The following is a 19,791-nucleotide window of genomic DNA, read 5'->3' as shown; positions in this document are numbered from 1 at the left end:
CACCCCCCAGCGGCACGGCTTCACTCGGCGTCGGCAGCCGCTGCCCGCCGCAACAGCATCTCCCGCTCCGGCTCGTTCCGCGTCAGCGCCGCCGCCCGCTCGAACTCCGCCCGCGCCTGCGCCGTACGGCCCAGACGCAGGAGCAGGTCGCCCCGCACGCTCGGCAGCAGGTGGTACTCACGCAGGGCCGGTTCGGAGGCGAGCGCGTCGACGATCTCCAGCGCGGGCTCCGGTCCCTGCGCCATCGACACGGCGACCGCGCGGTTCAGCTCGACGACGGGGGAAGGGGACCGCGCGGACAGCAGGCCGTACAGGGTGGCGATGGTCTGCCAGTCGGTCTCCTCATAGGTGTACGCGTGCGCGTGGCAGGCGGCGATCGCGGCCTGCAGGGCGTACGGGCCGGGGGCGCCCGTGGCGGTGGCGCCCGCGCGGTCCAGGGCCGTGATGCCACGGGCGATGAGCATGCGGTTCCAGCGGCGGCGGTTCTGGTCCCTGAGGAGGATCGGTTCGCCGGACGGGCCGGTGCGGGATGCCGCGCGGGACGACTGGAATTCGAGGAGGGCGGTCAGTCCGTGCACCTCCGGCTCCTTCGGCATCAGCGCCGCCAGCACGCGGGCCAGGCGCAGGGCGTCCTCGCAGAGCGCCGGGCGCAGCCAGTCGTCACCGGCCGTGGCGGCGTAGCCCTCGTTGAAGATCAGGTAGATGACGTCGAGGACCGAGCCGAGGCGGGCCTCGCGGTCGGGGCCGTAGGGCACCTCGAAGGCGACGTTCCTGGTGGCGAGGGTGCGCTTGGCCCGCACGATGCGCTGGGCGACCGTGGCCTCCGGCACCAGGAACGCCCGGGCGATCTCGGGCGTCGTCAGGCCGCCGAGGAGGCGCAGGGTGAGGGCGATGCGGGCCTCGGCGGACAGGACGGGATGACAGGTGGTGAAGACCAGCCTCAGCAGGTCGTCGTCGATGTCGTCCGGGTCGTACGCGGCGGACGGCTCCTCGGGCGGTGCCGTCGTCTCCAGGTCCCGGCCGATCTCGGCCAGCTTGCGGGCGTAGTTCTCACGGCGGCGGATCAGGTCCACGGCGCGGTGCTTGGCCGCGGCCATGAGCCAGGCCCCGGGGTTGTCGGGGACTCCGTCCCGGGGCCACTGCTCCAGCGCGGCGACCAGCGCGTCCTGCGCGAGTTCCTCGGCGATGCCGACGTCGCGCACTATGCGGGCGACGGCGGCGATCACGCGCGGGGACTCGATACGGAAGACGGTCTCGATGGTGCCGTGCGGGTCTGCGGTGGGCTGCGGGGTCACAGCCCACCATGCAACACCCGTACGGCCGTGGATCCAAGGAGGACCGATCAGCCCTCGGCGATTTCCCGGACCTCGCAGGTGACCTGCCATTCCGGGCCGTGGACCTTCACGAAGCGCGAGGCCCACTCCAGTGCCTCGGCCTTGTCCTTGCACTGCATGAGGGCGTAGCCGCCGATGACTTCCTTGGACTCGGTGAAGGGCCCGTCGGTGACGGAGGTCTTGGCCCCGTCCCAGTGCACGCGGGTGCCCTGCGCCGAGGGGGTGAGCCCGGCGGTGTCGAGCATCACGCCGGCCTTGGTGATCTCCTCCAGCAGCTCCCCCATGCGCTGCATCAGTTCGGGGCTCGGGCCCTCGGCGGGCGCGGTGGACTCGTCGATCCGGACGAGGGAGAGGTAGCGCGGCATGGTGACTCCTCAGGTGCTCAGGGGCGGTGACCGGGTCCTTCCCGGCCTCTCACCCCTGCGTCGAACGGGAGGCTCCCGGATCGACACGCTTCCCGGATTTTCTTCGAAGATCTTTTTCTCTCACCGCAACGACTCCCACAACTCCCCCGCCTCCGGCTCCCGCGCCACCACCCGGTTGCGGTCCGACGGTGCCGGAACCACCGGCATCGTCACCGTCCGCACCGTGTCCGACGACAGGCCCCGCAGGCTCTGCCCCAGGCTCATCAGCTCGCTCAGGGAGTCCAGTCCCGTGTCCGTGGTCAGGCTGCCCGTCACCGCCTCGGCGACGCGGTAGAGCCGGGTCGGGTCGGTGAGGAGGTCGGTGGCGGCGATCTGGTCCAGGAGGGCCTTCACCAGCTTCTGCTGGAGACCTATGCGGCCGAGGTCGCTGCCGTCGCCGATGCCGTGGCGGGTGCGGGCGAGCGCCAGGGCCGTGGTGCCGTCCAGGTGGTGGGTGCCGGCCTCCAGGGTCAGGTGGCTGTCCTCGTCGTCGATGTCCTCGTCCGTCGTGACCGTGACGCCGCCCAGCGCGTCCACCAGCTTCGCGAAGCCGGAGAAGTCGATCTCGATGTAGTGGTCCATGCGGACCTGAGTGAGCGACTCGACCGTCTTGACCGCGCACACGGGGCCGCCGATCGCGTACGCGCTGTTGAACATCGTCCGGTACGCCACTTCCGTCGAGCCGCCCGACGCCAGCGGGCAGGACGGACGGGTGACCAGGGTGTCGCGCGGGATGCTGACGACCGTCGCCTCGGTGCGGCCGGCGTCGATGTGGACCACCATCGCCGTGTCCGAGCGGGCTCCGGTGCTGCTGCCGCCGCCGAGTTCCTGGTTCTCCTCGCCGCTGCGCGAGTCCGAGCCCAGGACCAGGATGTTCAGAGCGCCCGTGGGCAGGGCGGACGCGGAGGCCGAGGGCGACGGTGACGTCACGCCCCTCGGCGGGCGGTTGTCGCCGAGCGCGCTGTCGATGTCGACGCTCTTGATGTTGTCGTTCAGGTGCCAGTAGGCCCAGCCTGCCGTGCCCACGCCCAGCACCAGGGTGCCCGCGAGGACGAGGCCGGCGGTCCTCAGCACCCTCGACCGCCGGCCCACGCGTCTGCCGTCGTCCCCGTTCGCGTCCCGCCCGTTCGCGCCATGTCCCGTCACGGGCAGGAACGTACGTCCGAATTATTACGGGCAGGGATGCCAGAGTGGCTTTTCTTCGGAAATTCTCAGACTTCCCTGCCCCGGTCTCATCCCAGGGTCACCACCGGCACCGGATTGCTCCCGCTCCACGACCCGTTGAACCCGAAGGTCACCGAACCGCCGTCGGGAACCGCCGCGTTGTACGAGGCGTTGGAACAGGTGACCGCCGCCCCCGACTGAGTGCAGCTCGCGTTCCAGGCCTGCGTGAGCCGCTGCCCCGCTCCGTACGTCCAGCCCACCTTCCAGGACGACAGCGCCGCCCCCGAGCAGGCGATCCGGACCTGCCCGGTGAAGCCGGTGTTCCACTCGCTGGTGACGCTGTAGGTCGCCGCGCAGGCGCCCGTGGGGGGCGGTGTCGTCGTGCCGCCGCCCAGCGACTCGGCGATCGCGTTGTAGGCCGGCTTCGGCGCGTAGTTCTCGTCGTAAGGCGTCGCCGCGCCCTGCCCGGGGAAGGTGGACGGGATCCAGGAGTCGGAGTCGGTGAAGCCCCAGACGGTGACGCCGACACACCGGGACACGGCGAGGCAGGCGTTCATGACCGCCCTGTAGTCGGCGGCCTGCTGCGTCAGCTTGGCGCTGTCCGACGGCAGTTGCATACGGATGTCCAGCTCGGTGATCGCCACGTCGACGCCGAGATCGGCGAACCGCTGGATGTTCTGCTGCATGGTGGACGGCACCTGGCCGAGGATCAGATGGGCCTGGAGGCCGACGCCGTCGATCGGGACGCCGCGCTCCTTCAGGGACCGCACCAGGTTGTACAACGCCGTGCTCTTCGCGTTGACGCCCTCGACGTTGTAGTCGTTGATGTACAGCTTGGCGCTCGGGTCGGCGGCGCGGGCCGCGGTCAGGGCCTGGGCGATGTAGTCGGCGCCGAGGCCGTTGTACCAGAGGGTCTGCCGGTAGGTGCCGTCCTCGTTGAACGGCTCGTTGACCACGTCCCAGGTCGCCAGCCGGCCCTTGTAGCGGCCGACTTCGGTGGCGATGTGGTCGGTCATCAGTCCGCTCAGCTCGGCCGGCGTCCAGCTGCCGTTCGTCAGCCAGCCCGGGTTCTGGCTGTGCCAGACCAGGGTGTGGCCGCGCACCTGCTGGCCGTAGGCCTCGGCGAAGTCGACGATCTGGTCGGCCTCGGCCCAGTTGAAGTTGCCGCGGGTCGGCTCGACCGATCCCCACTTCATGGCGTTGCCGGGGGTCAGCGCGTTGAACTCCCGGCCCGCGATCTCGCCGTAGGTGCCGGTGAGCTTGGAGCCGGTGACGGCCGTGCCCATGACCTTGCCCTTGGCGGCGGCGAGGTCGCGCAGCGGCGGGTCGGCCGCCTGGGCGGGGGTGGCGCCCAGCGTCAGCAGGAGGGCGGCGGCTCCGGTGACGAGCGCGGCAAGACGTGCACGGGACGATCTGGAGGGTCTCATGGCGGGGGCCTCCGAAAGTTTCGGTCGTGCAACCGATTGACTTCGGAGGAGTGTGGAGGCGCCCGCCCCACCCGTCAATACGTCAACTTCCGGCCACGTGGGGCCACTCAGGTCCCGCTGGGCGCCGCCGTACTGCTGCGCACCACCAGGCTGGTCGCCAGCTCCACCCGCGTCGCCGCCGGTGCCCCCTCCTCCCGCGCGAGGTCGAGGACCAGCTTCGCCGCCGCCTCCGCCATCTCCGTCAGCGGCTGCCGTACGGTCGTCAGCGGCGGCCCGACCCAGCGCGCGATCGGCAGATCGTCGAAGCCGACCACGCTCAGGTCCTCCGGAATCCGCAGCCCCAGCTCGCGCGCGGCCTCGTACAGCCCGAGCGCCTGGAGGTCGTTGCCGGCGAAGACGGCGGTCGGCCGGTCCGGGCGGCGCAGCAGCTCCAGTCCCTGCCGGTAACCGGTCTCGTGGTGGAAGTCGCCCGGGCGGATCAGGTCCTGGTCGACCGGGAGCCCGGCCGTCTCCAGGGCGGCCCGGTAGCCGTCGATGCGGGCGCGGCTGCACATCATCCGGGACGGCCCGGTGATCGCGCCGATCCTGCGGTGCCCCAGCTCGACCAGATGCCGGGTGGCGGCCAGTCCGCCCTGCCAGTTGGTCGCCCCGATCGACGGCACGTCGGCGCCCGGGTCGCCCGCCGGGTCCATCACCACGAACGGGATCGACCGGCTGGTCAGCAGGGCGCGCTGGGACTCGTCGAGGCCGGACAGCACGAGGATCACGCCGTGCGGGCGCCGGGCGGCGACCTGGTCGGCCCAGGTCCGGCCGGGGGTGAGCCGACCGGCGCTCTCGCTCAGCACGACGCTCAGGCCGGCGTCCCGGGCGACGTTCTCCACCCCCCGGATGACCTCCATCGCCCACGCGCTCTCCAGCTCGTGGAAGACCAGGTCGATCAGGGGCGACCGGCCGGCCTCGGCGCGCCGGCGCCGGTAGCCGTGGGCGCGCAGGAGCTCCTCGACCCGGCTGCGGGTGGCCGGGGCGACGTCGGCCCGGCCGTTGAGGACCTTCGAAACAGTCGGCGCGGACACACCGGCCTCGCGGGCGATCTCGGCGAGCGTCGCGGTCTGCGTGGACCGACCGGGCGACGGGGAGGTCGTCCGGGTTTCACTCGGTGTCTTCCGGGTTTCACCCGGTGGCGTCCGGGTTTCAGCGGGCTCACGGGCAGTCATGGCGGCGATCGTATCCCTGCGCGACCTCTTGACGAACCCTTCTTACCACGCCTAGGTTCCCGGAACATTCGAAGTTAACAACGAAACATTCGCGAGTGGGCCGTCCCGTCACCGCCCCGACAGGAGCTTCCAGCCATCGCCCGGACAGGAGATTCATGACCACCGCCCCTTGGCGCGACCCCGCCCTGCCCGCCGCCGCCCGCGTCGACGACCTCCTCTCCCGGATGACCCTTCAGGAGAAGACCGCCCAGCTGTACGGCGTGTGGGTCGGCGCCGCCACGGACGGCGACGGAGTCGCCCCGCACCAGCACGACATGACCGCCGAACGCTCCGAGGACGAATGGGACGAGCTGATCACCCACGGCCTCGGCCAGCTCACCCGCTCCTTCGGCACCGCCCCCGTGGACCCGGCGCTGGGCGCGCAGGCACTGGCCCGCGCCCAGCGCCGTATCGCCGGGGCGGGCCGCTTCGGCATCCCGGCGGTGGCCCACGAGGAGTGCCTGGCGGGCTTCACGGCCTGGCAGGCCACGGCCTATCCGGTCCCACTGGCGTGGGGGGCCACCTTCGACCCTCCGCTGGTCGAGGAGATGGCCCACCGCATCGGCGCGGACCTGCGCTCGGTGGGCGTCCACCAGGGCCTGGCCCCCGTCCTGGACGTCGTACGCGATCCGCGCTGGGGCCGGGTCGAGGAGACCGTCGGCGAGGACCCGTATCTGGTCGGCACGATCGGCGCGGCGTACGTCCGGGGCCTGGAGTCGGCCGGCGTCATCGCGACGCTCAAGCACTTCGCCGGGTACGCGTCCTCGGCGGGCGCCCGCAACCTCGCCCCCGTGCGCGCGGGCATCCGCGAGTTCGCGGACGTCACCCTTCCGCCGTTCGAGATGGCCCTGCGCGAGGGCGGGGCGCGCTCGGTGATGGCGGCGTACAACGAGACGGACGGCGTACCGGCCTCCGCGGACGCGGACCTGCTGACCGAACTCCTCCGTGAGCGATGGGGTTTCACGGGCACGGTGGTCTCCGACTACTTCGGCGTCGGCTTCCTGGAGAACCTGCACCGCGTGGCGGGCAGCCCGGCGGAGGCGGCGCACGTGGCGCTGGCGGCGGGCATCGACGTGGAACTCCCCACCCTGAAGTGCTACGGGAAGCCGCTGGTGGAGGCGGTGCGGGCGGGTGAGGTCCCGGAGGAACTGGTCGACCGTGCGGCCCGCCGGGTCCTGCTCCAGAAGTGCGAACTGGGCCTCCTGGACGAGGACTGGACCCCGGAGCCGGCGACGACGGCACGCATCGACCTGGACTCCCCCGCGAACCGGGCGCTGGCCCGCCGGGTGGCCGAGGAGTCGGTGGTCCTGCTGGACAACCCGGACGGTGTGCTGCCGCTCCCCCCGGACGCCCGTGTCGCGGTCGTCGGCCCGCGTGCGGCGGACGCCCTGGCCATGCTGGGCTGCTACTCCTTCCCGTCCCACGTCCTCACGCACCACCCCGAGGTGCCGATGGGCATCGAGATCCCGACGGTCCTGGAGGCCCTGCGCGCCGAACTCCCCGACGCCAAGGTGTCGTTCGCGGAGGGCTGCGGCGTCTCCGACCCGGACCGGGCGGGCTTCGAGGAGGCGGTGGCCCGGGCCGCGGAGGCGGACGTGTGCCTGGCGGTGCTGGGCGACCGGGCGGGGCTGTTCGGGCGGGGCACGTCGGGCGAGGGCTGTGATGTGACGGATCTGCGGCTGCCGGGTGTGCAGGGAGACCTGCTGGACGCTCTCGTGGCCACGGGCGTCCCGGTGGTGCTGGTCCTGCTCACCGGCCGCCCGTACGCGCTGGGCCGCTGGCACGGGCGCCTCGCCGCCGTCGTCCAGGCCTTCTTCCCGGGCGAGGAAGGCGGCCCGGCGGTGGCGGGGGTGCTGTCGGGCCGCGTCAACCCGTCGGGGCGGCTGCCGGTGAGCGTGCCCCGGCTGCCCGGGGGCCAGCCGTGGACGTACCTCCAGCCGCCGCTGGGGCTGGCGGGCGGGGTCAGCAACCTGGATCCGACGCCGTTGTACGCGTTCGGGCACGGGCGGTCGTACACGTCGTTCGCGTGGGAGGACTGCACGGGCGCCGAGGGCCCGACGGAGATCGGCACGGACGGGTCGTACGAGGTGTCGCTGACCGTCCGCAACACGGGCGACCGCGCGGGCGCGGAGGTGGTCCAGCTGTACCTGCACGACCCGGTGGCGTCGGTGACCCGGCCGGATGTGCGGCTGATCGGCTACCGGCGTGTGGAGTTGGCGCCGGGCGAGGCGAGCCGGGTGACCTTCCGCTTCCACGCGGATCTGTCGTCGTTCACCGACCGTTCGGGGCGGAGGGTGGTCGAACCGGGCATACTGGAACTACGACTGGCGACCTCCAGCACGGACCTAAGGCACACTGCGCGACTGAAACTCACTGGTTCGGTACGGGAGTTGGGGCCGGACCGGCGGCTACGGTGCGAGACGGAGGTGTCGGCAGCACCGGAGTGACGCGCGGTCTCCCTCCTGAGAGCTCCCGAGAGCTCACACCGTCCCCGGCGGAAATCCATGGTGCTCACCACCGCGGACGAACGCTCGCCAGGCCTCCACCTTGCCCGAACAGTCCGGGAAGGCCTCCAGGCGGAACTCGGGGTCCCAGGTCACCGTGAGGGATCCCGCCGGGCCCACCGTCACGGCCGTGACCGTGGGGTGGGCCTGGGCCAGGGCGTCGTTCAGGGTGGCGGCGCGTCCGTCGTAGACCGTGGCGAACCGGTCGAACGCGTCGGGACCGGCACCGGGCTGGTCGTACCTCATGTCACGGGAGCCCAGCACCAACCGCCCCGACCACACGATCCGGAACGGGCACTGCAGGTGGACCATGGCGACCTCGCCGTGCGGGCCGGCGAACTCGATCACGCCCATGTCCACCGCCCGCCCGACGGAGACCACCTCCGCCCCCGTCAGGAGGCGGCCGACCTCCGGCATCGCTTCCTCAGCAGTCGGCACCACCGAACAGCCCCTTACCCTCTTCGACGATGCGATGGTAGCCGTACCCCTGCCCGGTGATCCGGTCGTGCAGGGCACGGCGCTCCGCGGGCGTGATGTCTCGGCCGAGGTTGCGTTCGATCTCCCGCAGGGCGTCCTTGAACTCCCGGTTCTCCGCCTGGTTGCCGCGCGGCGCGTGGTAGCCGTCGTCGTCCAGGTCGCCCGAGTCCCACTCCCCCGAGAGCTCCTCCCAGCCCTTGTTCCAGTCGAATCCGCCCTCGTCGTTGTGGGCCAGGAGGGTCGTGGAACCTGCCAGCACGTAGTACGAGTGGAGGTCGGCGACAGTGAGGTTGTAGACGGTCGCGGGCCGGGCCGAGTGGTGCACGGCCGTGATCTGGACATGCGTTCCGGCGGACGTGCGCAGCCACTGACCGGCGGCCAGGTCCGCGGCGTCGACCCAGGTGCCGAGGGCGGGGACCCAGAAGGGGTGCCCGTCGGTGGCGGTGACGGTCTGCTTCTCACCGTCGACGGTCAGGGTGATGGTGACGAGGTGCTTAGCGCCGGTGCCCGTGATCTGTGCGGTGACCTTCTTGGCCACGGTCTCGCCGGTCTTCGGGTCCGTCGCCAGGACCTCGTCACCGATCCGGACGTCCTCGACGGGCTTGGTCGTGCCGTCGGCCATGAGCACCCGGGTGCCGGGGACGAAACTGTTCGGCGCCTTGCAGACCTTGAGGAGCTTGGCGCCCTTGAACACCCGCGCCCACGGCAGGTCCAGCGCCGCCGAGCCGCAGGCCTTCAGGCTGTCGCCGCTCAGGCATTTCTTCCAGGCGTCGACGTCGGGGACGATCAGGGCGGTGACCATCTTGTCGAACTTGCTCTGCTCGTAGGAGACCAGGCCGAGCGCCTCGGCGGCGCCGCAGAAGGAGCTGTCCTGGTCGTCGGGGCGGTAGCACATGCCCTGCGCCCAGACCTTGATCCGCTTTTCCTCGTCGTACTGGGGAAAGCGCGCCTCCAGTTCGCGGGCGGTGGGGACCCGGATGTCCTCGATCCAGATCTCGCCCTTCTCCTGCTTGATGTGGACGGTCGTCGTGGGGGTGACCACGGTCTTCTTGCGCTTGGCCCGCGCGGGGTCCGCGGTCCCCGTCTTCGGGTCGTAACCGACCGACTCCTGGACCGACTTCGGGCAGTCGGCGAGGGAGTACCAGCAGGGGTCGCCGTGCGGCTCGGTGCCGGTCGGGTCGGACAGGGTGACCGGGTTGTTGTTGGCGTAGTTGTAGCCGTTGATCTGCTGCGGATCGGTCAGATCCATCACCGGGTCGACCGAGAGGAAGCGTCCTGTCGCCGGGTCGTACTCGCGGGCGCCCAGGTGGGTGAAGCCCGTCGAGGGGTCGTTCGTGCCACCGACGAAGCCCTTGGTGCCGGGCCAGGTGGTGGGCTGCGCTCCCCGCGTGCCGCCGAACGGCAGGACGCGGCGCTGGCTCAACTGCTGCGTCGCGGCGTCGATGGCCAGCAGTGCCGTGCCGTGGTGGTCGGCGGTGGTGAAGGAGACCTTGCCGTCGTCGGACTGGACAGCCGTGTGGCCGCCGCCGAGTTCGATGTAGCGGGTGGCCTTCGGCGTCGTCGTGCCCTTGGCGACCGTGATCTCGGTGGCACCCAGGTAGAGCGTGGTCTCGGTCGGGGTGCGGCCGATGAGCCGGTTGCCGTCGGCGTCGTAGACGTACTCCGTGACCTTCGGCGATCCGCCCTCGACGGGCTCCGTCACCTTGGCCAGCCGGCCCTCGGCGTCGTAGTCGAGGTCCTGGGTCGTGCCGCTGCCCAGCGTGCGGGTGTCGGCGTTGCCGGTCGCGTCGTAGGTGAAGCTGTCGCCCGCCGTGACGCCGGGGCCGGTGCGGGTGACCGCCTTGAGGGCGTGCGGGCGGACCACTCCCGCGCCGGGCACCGGGTAGTCGTACGTGCTCTTGACGTCCTTCGCCGCGTCACCCGTGACGTCGTGCCGGACCTCGGTGCGCCGGTTGCCGATCTTGTCGTAGGTGTACGACTGCCAGTACGACGCCGGTCCGCCGAGCACCGAGGCGCTGGGCGTGGCGGCACACGCGGTGGTCGGCTGGGTCCACGCCTCCGTCAGGCGGCGCAGGTGGTCGTAGCCGAAGCACTGGGTGTCCGTGCCGGAACGCGAGGTGTCCGAGACGGACAGGACGTTGCCGACCTCGTCGTAGCGGAACGTGGACGCCTGGTCGACGCCGGCGATGTCCTGGCGGTCGACGCGGGTGTAGGACAGGCGCTGGGTGCCGGGCTCGTACTCGTTGGTGACCCAGGCCTTCTTGCCGCCCGCGTTGGACAGTTCGTACTGCAGCGGCTTGCCGGTGAGGCTGTACCTGGCCGTCGACTTGATGCCCTCGCTGCCGTCCACGCCGATGAGCCGCAGCGTGTCGTCCTCATAGGTGTAGGCCATGGAGGAGGCGGGCAGAGCACCGGCCTTCGGCATGCCGACAGCGGCGACCAGGCCGGACACCTTGTACGAGGTGGTCGACAGGTGGGTGCCGCTCAGGCCGTTGTTCGCCTCGGTGGCGGGAATGGTCACCGAGGTACGCAGCGGCCGGTAGAGCCGGTCGTAGGCGACGACCTTCGAGGTGTACGCCTGCCCGTCGACGTAGCGGGTCGACTCGGCGATGTGGCCCTTGGCACCGCTGATCGTGTCGTACGTCCACTTGGCGCGCAGGGTGCCCGTCGCGGACCCGGTGCGCATCTCGGTCTTGCGGCCGATGCCGTCGTAGACGTAGGCGAGCGTGTTGTTGCGGGCGTCCAGCGTGGAGGTGAGCAGGCCTCGGTCGTCGTAGAAGTACTTGACGGAGCGCTTGTCCGGGTCCTTGGACAGGCTCATCAGGCCGAGCAGGTCGTACTCGTAACTCCACTCGTTGCCGGCCGGGTCGGTGACCTTCGACAGGTTCCCGCTCGGCGAGAAACCGTACTTCGTGGTGTCGTACGACGACTCGGCGGCGCGCTGGTGGTGCTGGCGCAGCTCGGTGGTCTGGCCGCGGGCGTCGGTCAGGGTGGTGGCGGCGGTGCCGCCGGCCGGCGGGATGACCGTCGTGCGGTCACCGCCGTAGATGGTCCTGGTGGTGTTGAGGACCTGGCCGCCGTCGCCGTTGCCGAAGATCTGCTTGAACTCGGTCTGCCGGCCGAGGCCGTCGTACGCGTACCGGTTCTGCGTCTCCACGTCCAGCGCGTCCTGCGGCTTGACGAGAGTCGTGGAGGGCCCGGCCGCGTCGTAGTAGGACAGGAACTCCTTCGCCGTCAGGCCGCGTTCGTCGTAGAAGGTGTCGGTGAGCAGCCGTCCGCCGCCGGGGCCGGGGGCCTGGGACTGGCGTGGGCGCAGGAAGCCGTCGTAGAGCAGGTACGAGGTGATCTGTGCGCCGTCGTTGCCGAGGGTCTTGGTGCCGACGGCGATGGGCTGGCCCTCAGTGATCGTGTAGCTGTACTCGTACGTCGGGACGTCGCCCGTGAGCCGGTCGGCGAGCCACACCTTGGTCTTGCGGCCCAGCGCGTCATAGGCGAAGTTGACGACCTTGCTGTTGGCGTCGGTGACCGTCAGCGGTACACCGCGCGCCGGATCGTTGGTCGTGGTCGTGGACTGCGCGGTGGTGCTGTCCCCGGGGGTGACCGGTGGCGTGGTGACCTTCGCGGAGGTCGGGAAGCCGCTGGTCGGCGTGTAGGCGGTCGTGGTGGTACGGCCGTCCGTGCGGGCGGTGCGGGTCAGCGCGCCGGACTTCACCGTCACCGTGCCGCTCAGGTCGTTGGTCGTGAGCTTGCGGCCGTAGGTGTCGTACGTGGCGCTGGTCTCCGTGTAGGTGGCCGTGGTGCCGTCGTGGGACTTCAGCATCGCGGTCCGCGTGGCGTCGCCCTTCGTGGGGGCGGCGTCGTAGCCGAGGCCGTCGTAGGCCGTGCGGACGTCCGAGATGACGTCCTTGGAGCGGTCGGTGGTGGCGTCGCAGGCCTTGGCGACCGTCTCGGCCCGGGACGGCAGGGCGAGGATCGCGCCGGACGCCGGGTACGACGTGCGGGTGCACTTGTCGTCGGCGGCGGTGGCGTCGTCACCGCGGTCGTCGGTCCGGGTGATCCGGCCTGCCGTCGTGTCGAAGGAGTTCACGGTCGTGGTCGTACGCCACTGGTCGCCCGCCCCGTTGTCCAGCGACGTCCAGGTCCTGCTCTCGCCCGCGCCGGTGAAGTTGGCGGTGATCGTGCCCCAGTCGCGGACCCGCTTGGCGGTCTCGTGGTGCCACGGCCGGCTCACCGTCTTGGACAGCACCGAGCCACCGGGACCCGAGTAGTTGACGGTCTTGTATTCGAAGCCCGCCACCGACTCGTGGTCGGTGATCGCGTCGCCCTCTCCCGTGCCGAGCGAGACGCTCACGCTCTTCGTGCCGCCGCTGGGCGTCTCACGGTCGCCGTGCATGCCGCGCAGGAAGTAGGTGTCGGCCTGCGAACGCATCGCGGCCGCGCCGCCCTGGCCACCGGATTTCACCCGGACGTGGCCGTAGCCGCGCCACTGCGACCAGGTCTTCTCCTTCTCCTTCGTCAGGCCGTCGTCGTCGTCGTAGTGCCAAGCCGCGCCGTCCAGGTACTCGTACGCGGTGACCTGGTCCGGAGCGCCGCCGGTGCGGTCGGTCCGGGTGACCGTGGAGGTGACGTACTTGTTGAACCAGTGCAGGTCCGGGGCGTCGGTGTCACTGCCGCCGATGTACTGCGGGAAGCAGCGCGTGGTATTGGTCTGCGGGGTCGGCAGGGCGTCGAAGTCGCACACCGGCGCCGAGTAGCCGACGTCGATCTGGCCGCCCGCCTCGTCGGCGACGGTGGCCAGGCGCTCCTTGATGAACGGGGCGAAGCCGTCGCCGGTCCTGTCCAGCCGGTTGGCCAGCTGGACGTAGGTGAAGGACGTCTTGGGCAGGGTGATCGCCGGGCTGGCGGTGTGGCCAGTGCGCTGCACGGAGTCGAGGAGCAGCTGGTAGTCGGTGTCGGCCATGCCCCAGTGGTGGGTGAGCTTCCAGGAGTCGACGTCCGTGTAGGCGCCGGACTTCAGCACCTGCGTCTTGACCGAGGTGAGCCGCTTGCGGGTGAAGAACACCGGGGAGAGCCGGCCCTTGTCACAGGTGGCGCCCTCGTCGCAGTTCAGGTCCCAGGGGGTGTCGTACCAGTAGAAGGAGTCCTTGCCGATGTCGGCGCAGGTGGTGTTCGCGTCCGGGATGCAACGCTCGCCGCTGGTGAAGTCGACCTTGCCCAGCGCCTGCGCCGAGTACATCGAGGACTTCCGCAGGCCGTACTCGATCCGGTCGAGGAAACCGCCGCGCACATAGCGGGTGTTGTCGGTGTCCTTGAGGTTGCGGCCGTAGGAGTTCCATTCCTTGTCGTAGTAGTACGCGATCGCGTTGTCGTGCGGGTCGACGACGTAGTCGAGGTTCCAGCGCCAGCCCTGGGTGCAGGAGGAGCTCGCGAACGTCGAGGCGTGGCAGGGCTCGTTCGCGTCGTCGCCGTAGACGGGGACGGTCCAGGTGGAGTCGGTGGTCTCGTTGCCGCTCGCCCAGCCGGGCAGCCGGTTGTAGCCGAAGTAGTACTGGACGCCGTCCGGGGTGGTGACCTTCCAGTACTCGTCGTCGCGGGCGCCGTTGGAGCGTACGTCCGAGGTGGAGCCGTGGATCCGCTGGATCTTCGTGCCGTCGTCGTCCTTCAGCCGGAAGGCGTCGGTGCCGTCGGGCACCAGCTCGCCGCCCTTGCCGTTGAAGGAGATGAACGCGTTGTCGTACGCCCAGCACAGGTCGCCGGGCTTGCCGCCGTCCGCGTTCTCCACACCGTCGTCGGAGCCGCAGGACTTGTAGCGGCGCTCGATGAACCCGGGCCACAGGTCGAAGCCGTCGCCGAGCCAGGAGCCCTGGTTGTTGGTGTTGCCGGTCCGGCCGTCGATCGAGCCGGAGGAGTAGGAGAGGCCGACGCTGGGCGTCAGTCCGCCCGGCACGTCCGGCACGCCCATCGGGTACGACCAGGAGAAGTCACCCGTGTTCAGGCTCGTGCTCCACTGCGCGGACGGCGACAGCGGGGTCGCCTTGTAGTCGCTGCCCATGCCCGACTCGTCGGCGACGGCCGCGAGGACGGTGGCACCGGAGGAGCGCAGGGCGACCTTCGGTGCCGTCAGGGTCTGCTTCTCGGTGTCGTTGACTGTCTCGACCGGCTCGGTGGTACGGCACTCGGCCTTGTCCGGCGTGGTCAGCGCGCACGCGGGCAGCTCGACGAGGCGCAGCCGGTCGGCGTATCCGCCGCCGAAGGCGCCGGCAGTGGAGGAGTAGTCGAGGCGGGTGCGAACCGTCTGCTTCCTGGCGGACGCCAGGCTGAACAACAGGCCCTCCGCACCGGCCCGTTGGGCCGTCCTGCGGTCGAACAGACGGGTCTTGACCGACCCTTGGGCACCCCGTACCCCTTTGCCCCGGCCCACCGCGAGGGGCAGCCCCTTCGCCCGTACGACACCGGCGGAGCCCTCGGGCAACTCCACCGTCGCCGCCCCAGCCTTGGGCCAGTTGGTCTTCGGCTTCTCCTTCGGAGTACGCGGCCCCTTCATCGCCGGGCGCGGGAGGACCTTGACCGGCGCGACCGCGACCGGCTTCTCCGACTCGGGCAGGCCGGGGCGGCCGGTGCCGCGGTCGGCGGCGACACTCGCGGGCTGGGCCACCGCCTGCAGCAGCGTGCCGATCATGACCGCGGCCGAGGCCAGGGCCACGCGGCGGCGCAGGGCACGCAGGGGCGTACGGGATCTACCGTTCATCCTCGTCCTTCAATCCCTGAGGGGGCGTGAAGCCGGTGTCGTATGGGTGTTGGGCGGGGCAGGGCAGGGCCGGTCAGCTGTTGCCCGGGACGGTGGTGGCCGTGCCCGGCTGGCCGAGCGCCAGGTGCTCGATCTGGGTGTCGTCGAGGGCGCCCTGGAAGGTCCAGACGTCCGAGAGGGAGCCGGGGAAGTGGGCGCCGGCCCGGTCGCGGCCGAGTTGCAGCGACTGGACGGCCTTGAAGGTCAGCACGTTCTCGGAGTACGACACCTGCTCGGCGCAGCCGCTGACGTCGGGCTCACCGTCGTCGTCGGCGTCCTGGCAGGCGACCTCTTCCAGCTCGCCGTTGACGTACAGCCGCATCTCGCGGGCGAACCCGTCGTAGACCAGGGCCAGATGGGTCCATTCCTCGGGGCCGAAGAACTGCCCGTTCTCCACCGCGGCGGTGGTGGCGTCGGTCTTGTCGGCGTCGGCGGTGGTGATCCGCCAGCGGCCGCCGTCGGTCTCCGGGTTGCTGCTCGGGATGTACCGCACCGAGAAGGCGTCCTTGTTCGCGCCCGGCGCGCTGAGCAGCGCGACCTGGCCGGTGGGCCTGGCCGCCGCCTGAGCGAAGGCGCTGACGGTGAAGCTGGCGGTGGTGTCCAGGGGCACCGTGCCGCTCGCGGTGGCGGCGTAGTCGTTGACGCCGTCGAGGGCGAGTCCGCCGTCGACCCAGCCGTAGCCGAGCGCGGCGCCGTTGTAGAGGCTCAGGCCCGCGGCGCCGGGACCGGCGTCCGGGGTGACCGGCGGCGTGGCGGCGGACGCGGTCTCGAACTTCCAGCGGCTCTTGACCAGCGGCCGCTGCTTGAACAGCTGCTTCACCTCGTCGTCGGAGACCGCCCGGTCGTAGAGGCGTACGTCGTCCATGGCGCCCTTGAGCGGGCTGCCCAGGGTGCCGTCCGCCCGGTAGGTGCCGCCCAGGGTGACCCGGCCGACGGCGAGCCACGGGGTGGTGAAGGCGGCCGTGCCCTCCAGGACGCCGTTGACGTACAGCAGGATCTTGCCCGCGTCGACGTCCTGGACTGCGACGACGTGGTTCCACTCGCCCAGCCGCGCCGCCGCGCAGTTGGTGTTCGCCGGGCACGCCGACTCGGTGACGCGGACGACCGTGGAGTCGGCCGTGTCGCTCTGCTCCCGGATGAAGACCCAGCCGCCGAGCGCGGTGGAGTGGTACAGCTCGAAGCCCGGGTTGACGGTGCCGGCCTGGGCGACGGCCGTCATCGCCTTGGCCTCCTTGTCCTTGGGCAGCTTCACCCAGGCGGAGACCGCGAAGCTCTGGGCCGTGTCCATGATCGGGCGGCCCGTGGTGGCGTAGTCGTCGACACCGTCGAACTGCACCGCACGGCCGTTGACTCCGCCGACCCCGCTGGTGGCACCGCCCACGAGCTGGGCGGGGGCCTGCTGGCCGCGGCCGGTCAGCGCGACGGCCTCCGCGGTCTCGTCCAGCGGGAAGACCAGCTTCGCCGGACGGGCGCTGCTCACCGGCACCCGGTTGTACAGCTGGCCCACCTGGGCGTCGGTGATCTGGTAGTCGAAGAACTGCGCCTCGTCGAGGGAGCCCTTGAAGAAGCCCTCCACGGTCCCGTAGTGGGAGGCGGCGCCGAGGATCGTGCGGCCGCGGGCGTCCCAGGGGGTGGTGGTGTAGGGGGCGGTGGCGACGAGCGTGCCGTTCACGTACAGCTTCAGCTGCTGGCTGGGGTAGTTGAAGGCGGCGACCAGATGGGTCCAGGTGTTGACCCGGGCCGACTGGCAGGCGGTGTCCCCGCTCGCGCAGGCGGGCTGCACGGCCCTCGCCACACCGGTGCCGGAGGCGTCGGTGGTGTGCCGCAGGAAGACCCAGCCGCCGAGCGCGGTCGAGTAGTAGATCTCGTAGCCGCTGGTGCTGGAGCCCGCCTGCGCGACGGCGACGGGGGCGCCGGTCGGGTCGGCCGGCAGCTTCGCCCACACCGACACCGCGAAGCTCTTGGCGGTGTTGAGGACCGGGGAGTCGCTGGCCGCGTAGTCGTCGGTGCCGTCGAGCTCCAGGCCGTTGCCTGTCACGCCCTCGGCGCCGGGCTTGGCTCCCGCGTACAGCTGGGCGGGCCACTCGCCGCCGGAGCCGGTGACCTGGGTCGCGCCGGCGCCCTCGTCCATCTGCCAGGACAGCCGGTCGGGCTGGCCGGAGCGGACGCGGAAGTAGTAGGTGCGCGTCTCGGAGCCGTTGCCGGCGGCGTCGAAGGCCTTGGCGGTGATGAAGTTGACGCCGGGCTTGGTCGGCATGAACTTCATCGTCTTGGCGCCGCCGCCCGAGGTGGTCAGCGTGTGGGCGCTGGTGGGCGAGCCGTTGACGCCGAACCAGTACTTGGTGACATCACCGGAGGAGGTGTCGATGGTGAAGGTGCCGTACCGGCCGACACCGTCCCACCAGGGGTCGTTCGGGTCGGCGGGGTCGGAGGCCGGGTACTGGGACGAGGCGATCGACGGGCCGACGGGCACGGTCGTGTCGTAGACGAAGTGACAGCTGTGGGCGTTCTGGGAGCTCCAGGCGGACCACTGGCCGCCGTCCCAGGCACGGGCCTGCCAGCCGACGATCTTGTTCTGCGGGACGGTGGTGGGCAGCTGGATGGAGAAGTCCGAACCGGACGCCTTGTCCGTGCTCTTCGCCGAGACCCAGTGCTGCTTCCAGCCGTCGCCGTTGTCCCACAGCGCCCGGAACTGCACCTGGATCCGGTCCTTGTCGGGGTCGGTGACGTTGTTGGCGCGGACGGTGGCCCGGGAGCGGACGCGCACCCGGGTGTCGTTGGGCTCGCAGGTGCCGCCCGGGTCCATGGTGAGCTGCGAGGTGGCGATCCGCGGCGGCGGCCGGTTGTAGCGGACCCGCAGGAACGCGTCGTCGGAGAACCGCTTCCAGCTGTAGCGGTCGCCCTCGCCGGTCGCGCTGGCCCGCATGCCGAAGGTGACCTGAGACCACTTCTTCGCCGCGGCCATCGCCACGGCGTCCTTCACGTCGAACTCCGCGTCGGCGGCGGCGCAGCCGTCGTAGCCGTAGGCGAAGCTGCGGCTACGGAGGTGGTCGATCCAGAAACCGGAGTCGTCCTGGGTGTTCCAGGTGGTGGAGGAGTTGATCGCCTTGGTGCGCCAGAGCTGCACCTCGCGCGCCTCACAGGAGGACGACCAGGTGTTGCGCACGACGAACTCGGCGGACAGGATGCTGCGGCCCGCGAACTTGGTGGTCGGGATCTGGTAGAAGAGCCGCTTCACGTCCTGTGGCTGGCAGTAGCTCCAGCCGCAGAAGCCGAGCCCGGCGTCCGCGTCGCCGTTGAACTTCCACTGCGGCGAACTCGCCCAGTACCGCGAGGCCATCGTCCACGAGGCGGCCTTCGGCGAGTACCACTGCGGGTCGATGAAGACGGGGTAGATGGTGTCCGACCCGGTGAGCAGTTCCTTGTCCGGGGTGAGGACGAGCTCGTCACCGCCTGCGGGAATGACGACACCGATGGGCTCGACACGGCCGGAGTCGGCGGCGGTGGGCTCGGCCTCGGAGGCGTCCGCGCTGTCGGCGGCCTCGGTGATGTCACCGGCCCGGGCAGCCGAGAACGACGCCGGCTGTACGCCCGTCCCCGTCCGTGTGTCCGACAACGGCTGCGGTTCCTGGGTGCTGGAGTCCCACATCACGGGCCGGGGCGCCTCGAACACGACCCCGCCCGAACCCTCGTCGACCGCGGTCAGGCCACCGTTCGCGGTCTCCCGCGTGACGAGCCCTTCGGTGCCCAACTTGAGCCGCAGCTCGGCGAGTTCCTCGCTCCCGGCCGCCTCCGCCGACTTGACGACGAGAAGCTGGGTGAATCCCTCGGGCCGGGCGGCCAGCCGGAGGTCGACGTCCGGCAGGATGTCGGGGTACGTGGCCGTGTCACCGTCCAGGCGCGGCGCCGGTACGGTGCCCGGCCAGGACAGCTCCAGGGTCCGGCCGGCGCGTTCCAGCCGCACGAGCGGCCCCTGACCACCGCCGGAGAAAGCGAGCCCGACCGAGGCCGCCTTCGGCGCGACCATGCCCCTGTCGGCTCCTTCGCCGAGCACGGCGAGCGCGGTGTCGATCGGCCGCCACTCGCCGTCGATCCGGGTGCGCACGGGACGCAGGTGCTCGCGGGACTCCAGGTCGCCGTCGGGGGTGGCGAACACCTCGGTGCTCTCGCCGCGCAGCGCGAGGATCTCGACGTTCCTGCCCAGGCGCGCGGCCCGTGCGAACGCCTCTTCCTCGGTGTCGGCGACGGCCGCTTCCCCGGCGTCGGACGACTGTCCGCTCACGGCCCGCGCCGCCGCGGCGGCCTCCGGCCCGCCCCAGGACGCCGGCAGGAGGCCGACCGTCACGGCGATCCCCACACCTATGGCGACGGACGCGACGGATCTACCAGACCCCCTGCGGCCACGCGCACGTCGAACCGTCACGGCCCCTCCCCCGTCCGG

At 71.1% G+C, this 19,791-nt stretch carries 9 protein-coding genes; 1 reads left to right on the top strand and 8 read right to left on the bottom strand.

Going from position 1 to position 19,791, the window contains the following annotated elements; all coding sequences use genetic code 11:
• Positions 1-20: 20 nt before the first annotated feature.
• From ABIE67_RS28260 to ABIE67_RS28240, 5 genes are all read right to left on the bottom strand, one after another.
• Positions 21-1,295, bottom strand: coding sequence for an RNA polymerase sigma factor (locus tag ABIE67_RS28260; RefSeq protein WP_370263228.1), 1,275 nt, complete (start codon positions 1,293-1,295; stop codon positions 21-23).
• A 47-nt stretch (positions 1,296-1,342) separates the two neighbouring features.
• Entirely contained in the window at positions 1,343-1,699 is a 357-nt protein-coding gene (locus ABIE67_RS28255) for a YciI family protein (protein ID WP_370263226.1), read from the bottom strand.
• A 120-nt stretch (positions 1,700-1,819) separates the two neighbouring features.
• The gene (locus ABIE67_RS28250; protein ID WP_370263222.1) at positions 1,820-2,884 is read right to left on the bottom strand and encodes an LCP family protein; all 1,065 of its coding nucleotides are present in this window, start codon (positions 2,882-2,884) and stop codon (positions 1,820-1,822) included.
• A gap of 86 nt (positions 2,885-2,970) precedes the next feature.
• Positions 2,971-4,329, bottom strand: a complete 1,359-nt coding sequence (locus tag ABIE67_RS28245; RefSeq protein ID WP_370263218.1) for an endo-1,4-beta-xylanase — start codon at positions 4,327-4,329, stop codon at positions 2,971-2,973.
• Positions 4,330-4,436: 107 nt separating this feature from the next.
• Complete coding sequence (locus ABIE67_RS28240; protein WP_370263214.1) at positions 4,437-5,543, bottom strand: LacI family DNA-binding transcriptional regulator; 1,107 nt, start codon at positions 5,541-5,543, stop codon at positions 4,437-4,439.
• 155 nt (positions 5,544-5,698) lie between these two features.
• Here ABIE67_RS28240 and ABIE67_RS28235 point away from each other — a divergent pair, with 155 nt between their 5' ends.
• On the top strand, positions 5,699-8,029 hold the full coding sequence (locus tag ABIE67_RS28235; protein WP_370263210.1) for a glycoside hydrolase family 3 N-terminal domain-containing protein: 2,331 nt from the start codon (positions 5,699-5,701) through the stop codon (positions 8,027-8,029).
• Between the two features lie 33 nt (positions 8,030-8,062).
• On the opposite strand, the gene ABIE67_RS28230 is transcribed toward ABIE67_RS28235, so the two are convergent.
• The 3 genes from ABIE67_RS28230 to ABIE67_RS28220 all read right to left on the bottom strand — a co-directional run bounded on the left by ABIE67_RS28230 (position 8,063) and on the right by ABIE67_RS28220 (position 19,695).
• Positions 8,063-8,527, bottom strand: coding sequence for a hypothetical protein (locus ABIE67_RS28230; RefSeq protein WP_370263206.1), 465 nt, complete (start codon positions 8,525-8,527; stop codon positions 8,063-8,065).
• The gene (locus tag ABIE67_RS28225; RefSeq protein WP_370263202.1) at positions 8,511-15,311 is read right to left on the bottom strand and encodes a polymorphic toxin-type HINT domain-containing protein; all 6,801 of its coding nucleotides are present in this window, start codon (positions 15,309-15,311) and stop codon (positions 8,511-8,513) included. The genes ABIE67_RS28230 and ABIE67_RS28225 overlap by 17 nt, the downstream gene beginning before the upstream one ends.
• Positions 15,312-15,384: 73 nt before the next feature.
• Positions 15,385-19,695: a LamG domain-containing protein gene (locus tag ABIE67_RS28220; protein WP_370263200.1), complete on the bottom strand. Its 4,311-nt coding sequence runs from the start codon at positions 19,693-19,695 to the stop codon at positions 15,385-15,387.
• Positions 19,696-19,791: the final 96 nt, after the last annotated feature.

This window comes from Streptomyces sp. V4I8, from assembly GCF_041261225.1.
In the GTDB taxonomy this organism is placed as follows: Bacteria; Actinomycetota; Actinomycetes; order Streptomycetales; family Streptomycetaceae; genus Streptomyces.
The sequence above is the reverse complement of the archived record's forward strand: the minus strand, read 5'-3'. Positions and strand labels throughout refer to the sequence as shown.

Coding starts and splice junctions, on each gene's coding strand:
- ABIE67_RS28255 (WP_370263226.1), bottom strand. CDS start 1,699: ATGCCGCGCTACCTCTCCCTCGTCCGGATCGACGAGTCCACCGCGCCC.
- ABIE67_RS28245 (WP_370263218.1), bottom strand. CDS start 4,329: ATGAGACCCTCCAGATCGTCCCGTGCACGTCTTGCCGCGCTCGTCACC.
- ABIE67_RS28240 (WP_370263214.1), bottom strand. CDS start 5,543: ATGACTGCCCGTGAGCCCGCTGAAACCCGGACGCCACCGGGTGAAACC.
- ABIE67_RS28235 (WP_370263210.1), top strand. CDS start 5,699: ATGACCACCGCCCCTTGGCGCGACCCCGCCCTGCCCGCCGCCGCCCGC.
- ABIE67_RS28225 (WP_370263202.1), bottom strand. CDS start 15,311: ATGAACGGTAGATCCCGTACGCCCCTGCGTGCCCTGCGCCGCCGCGTG.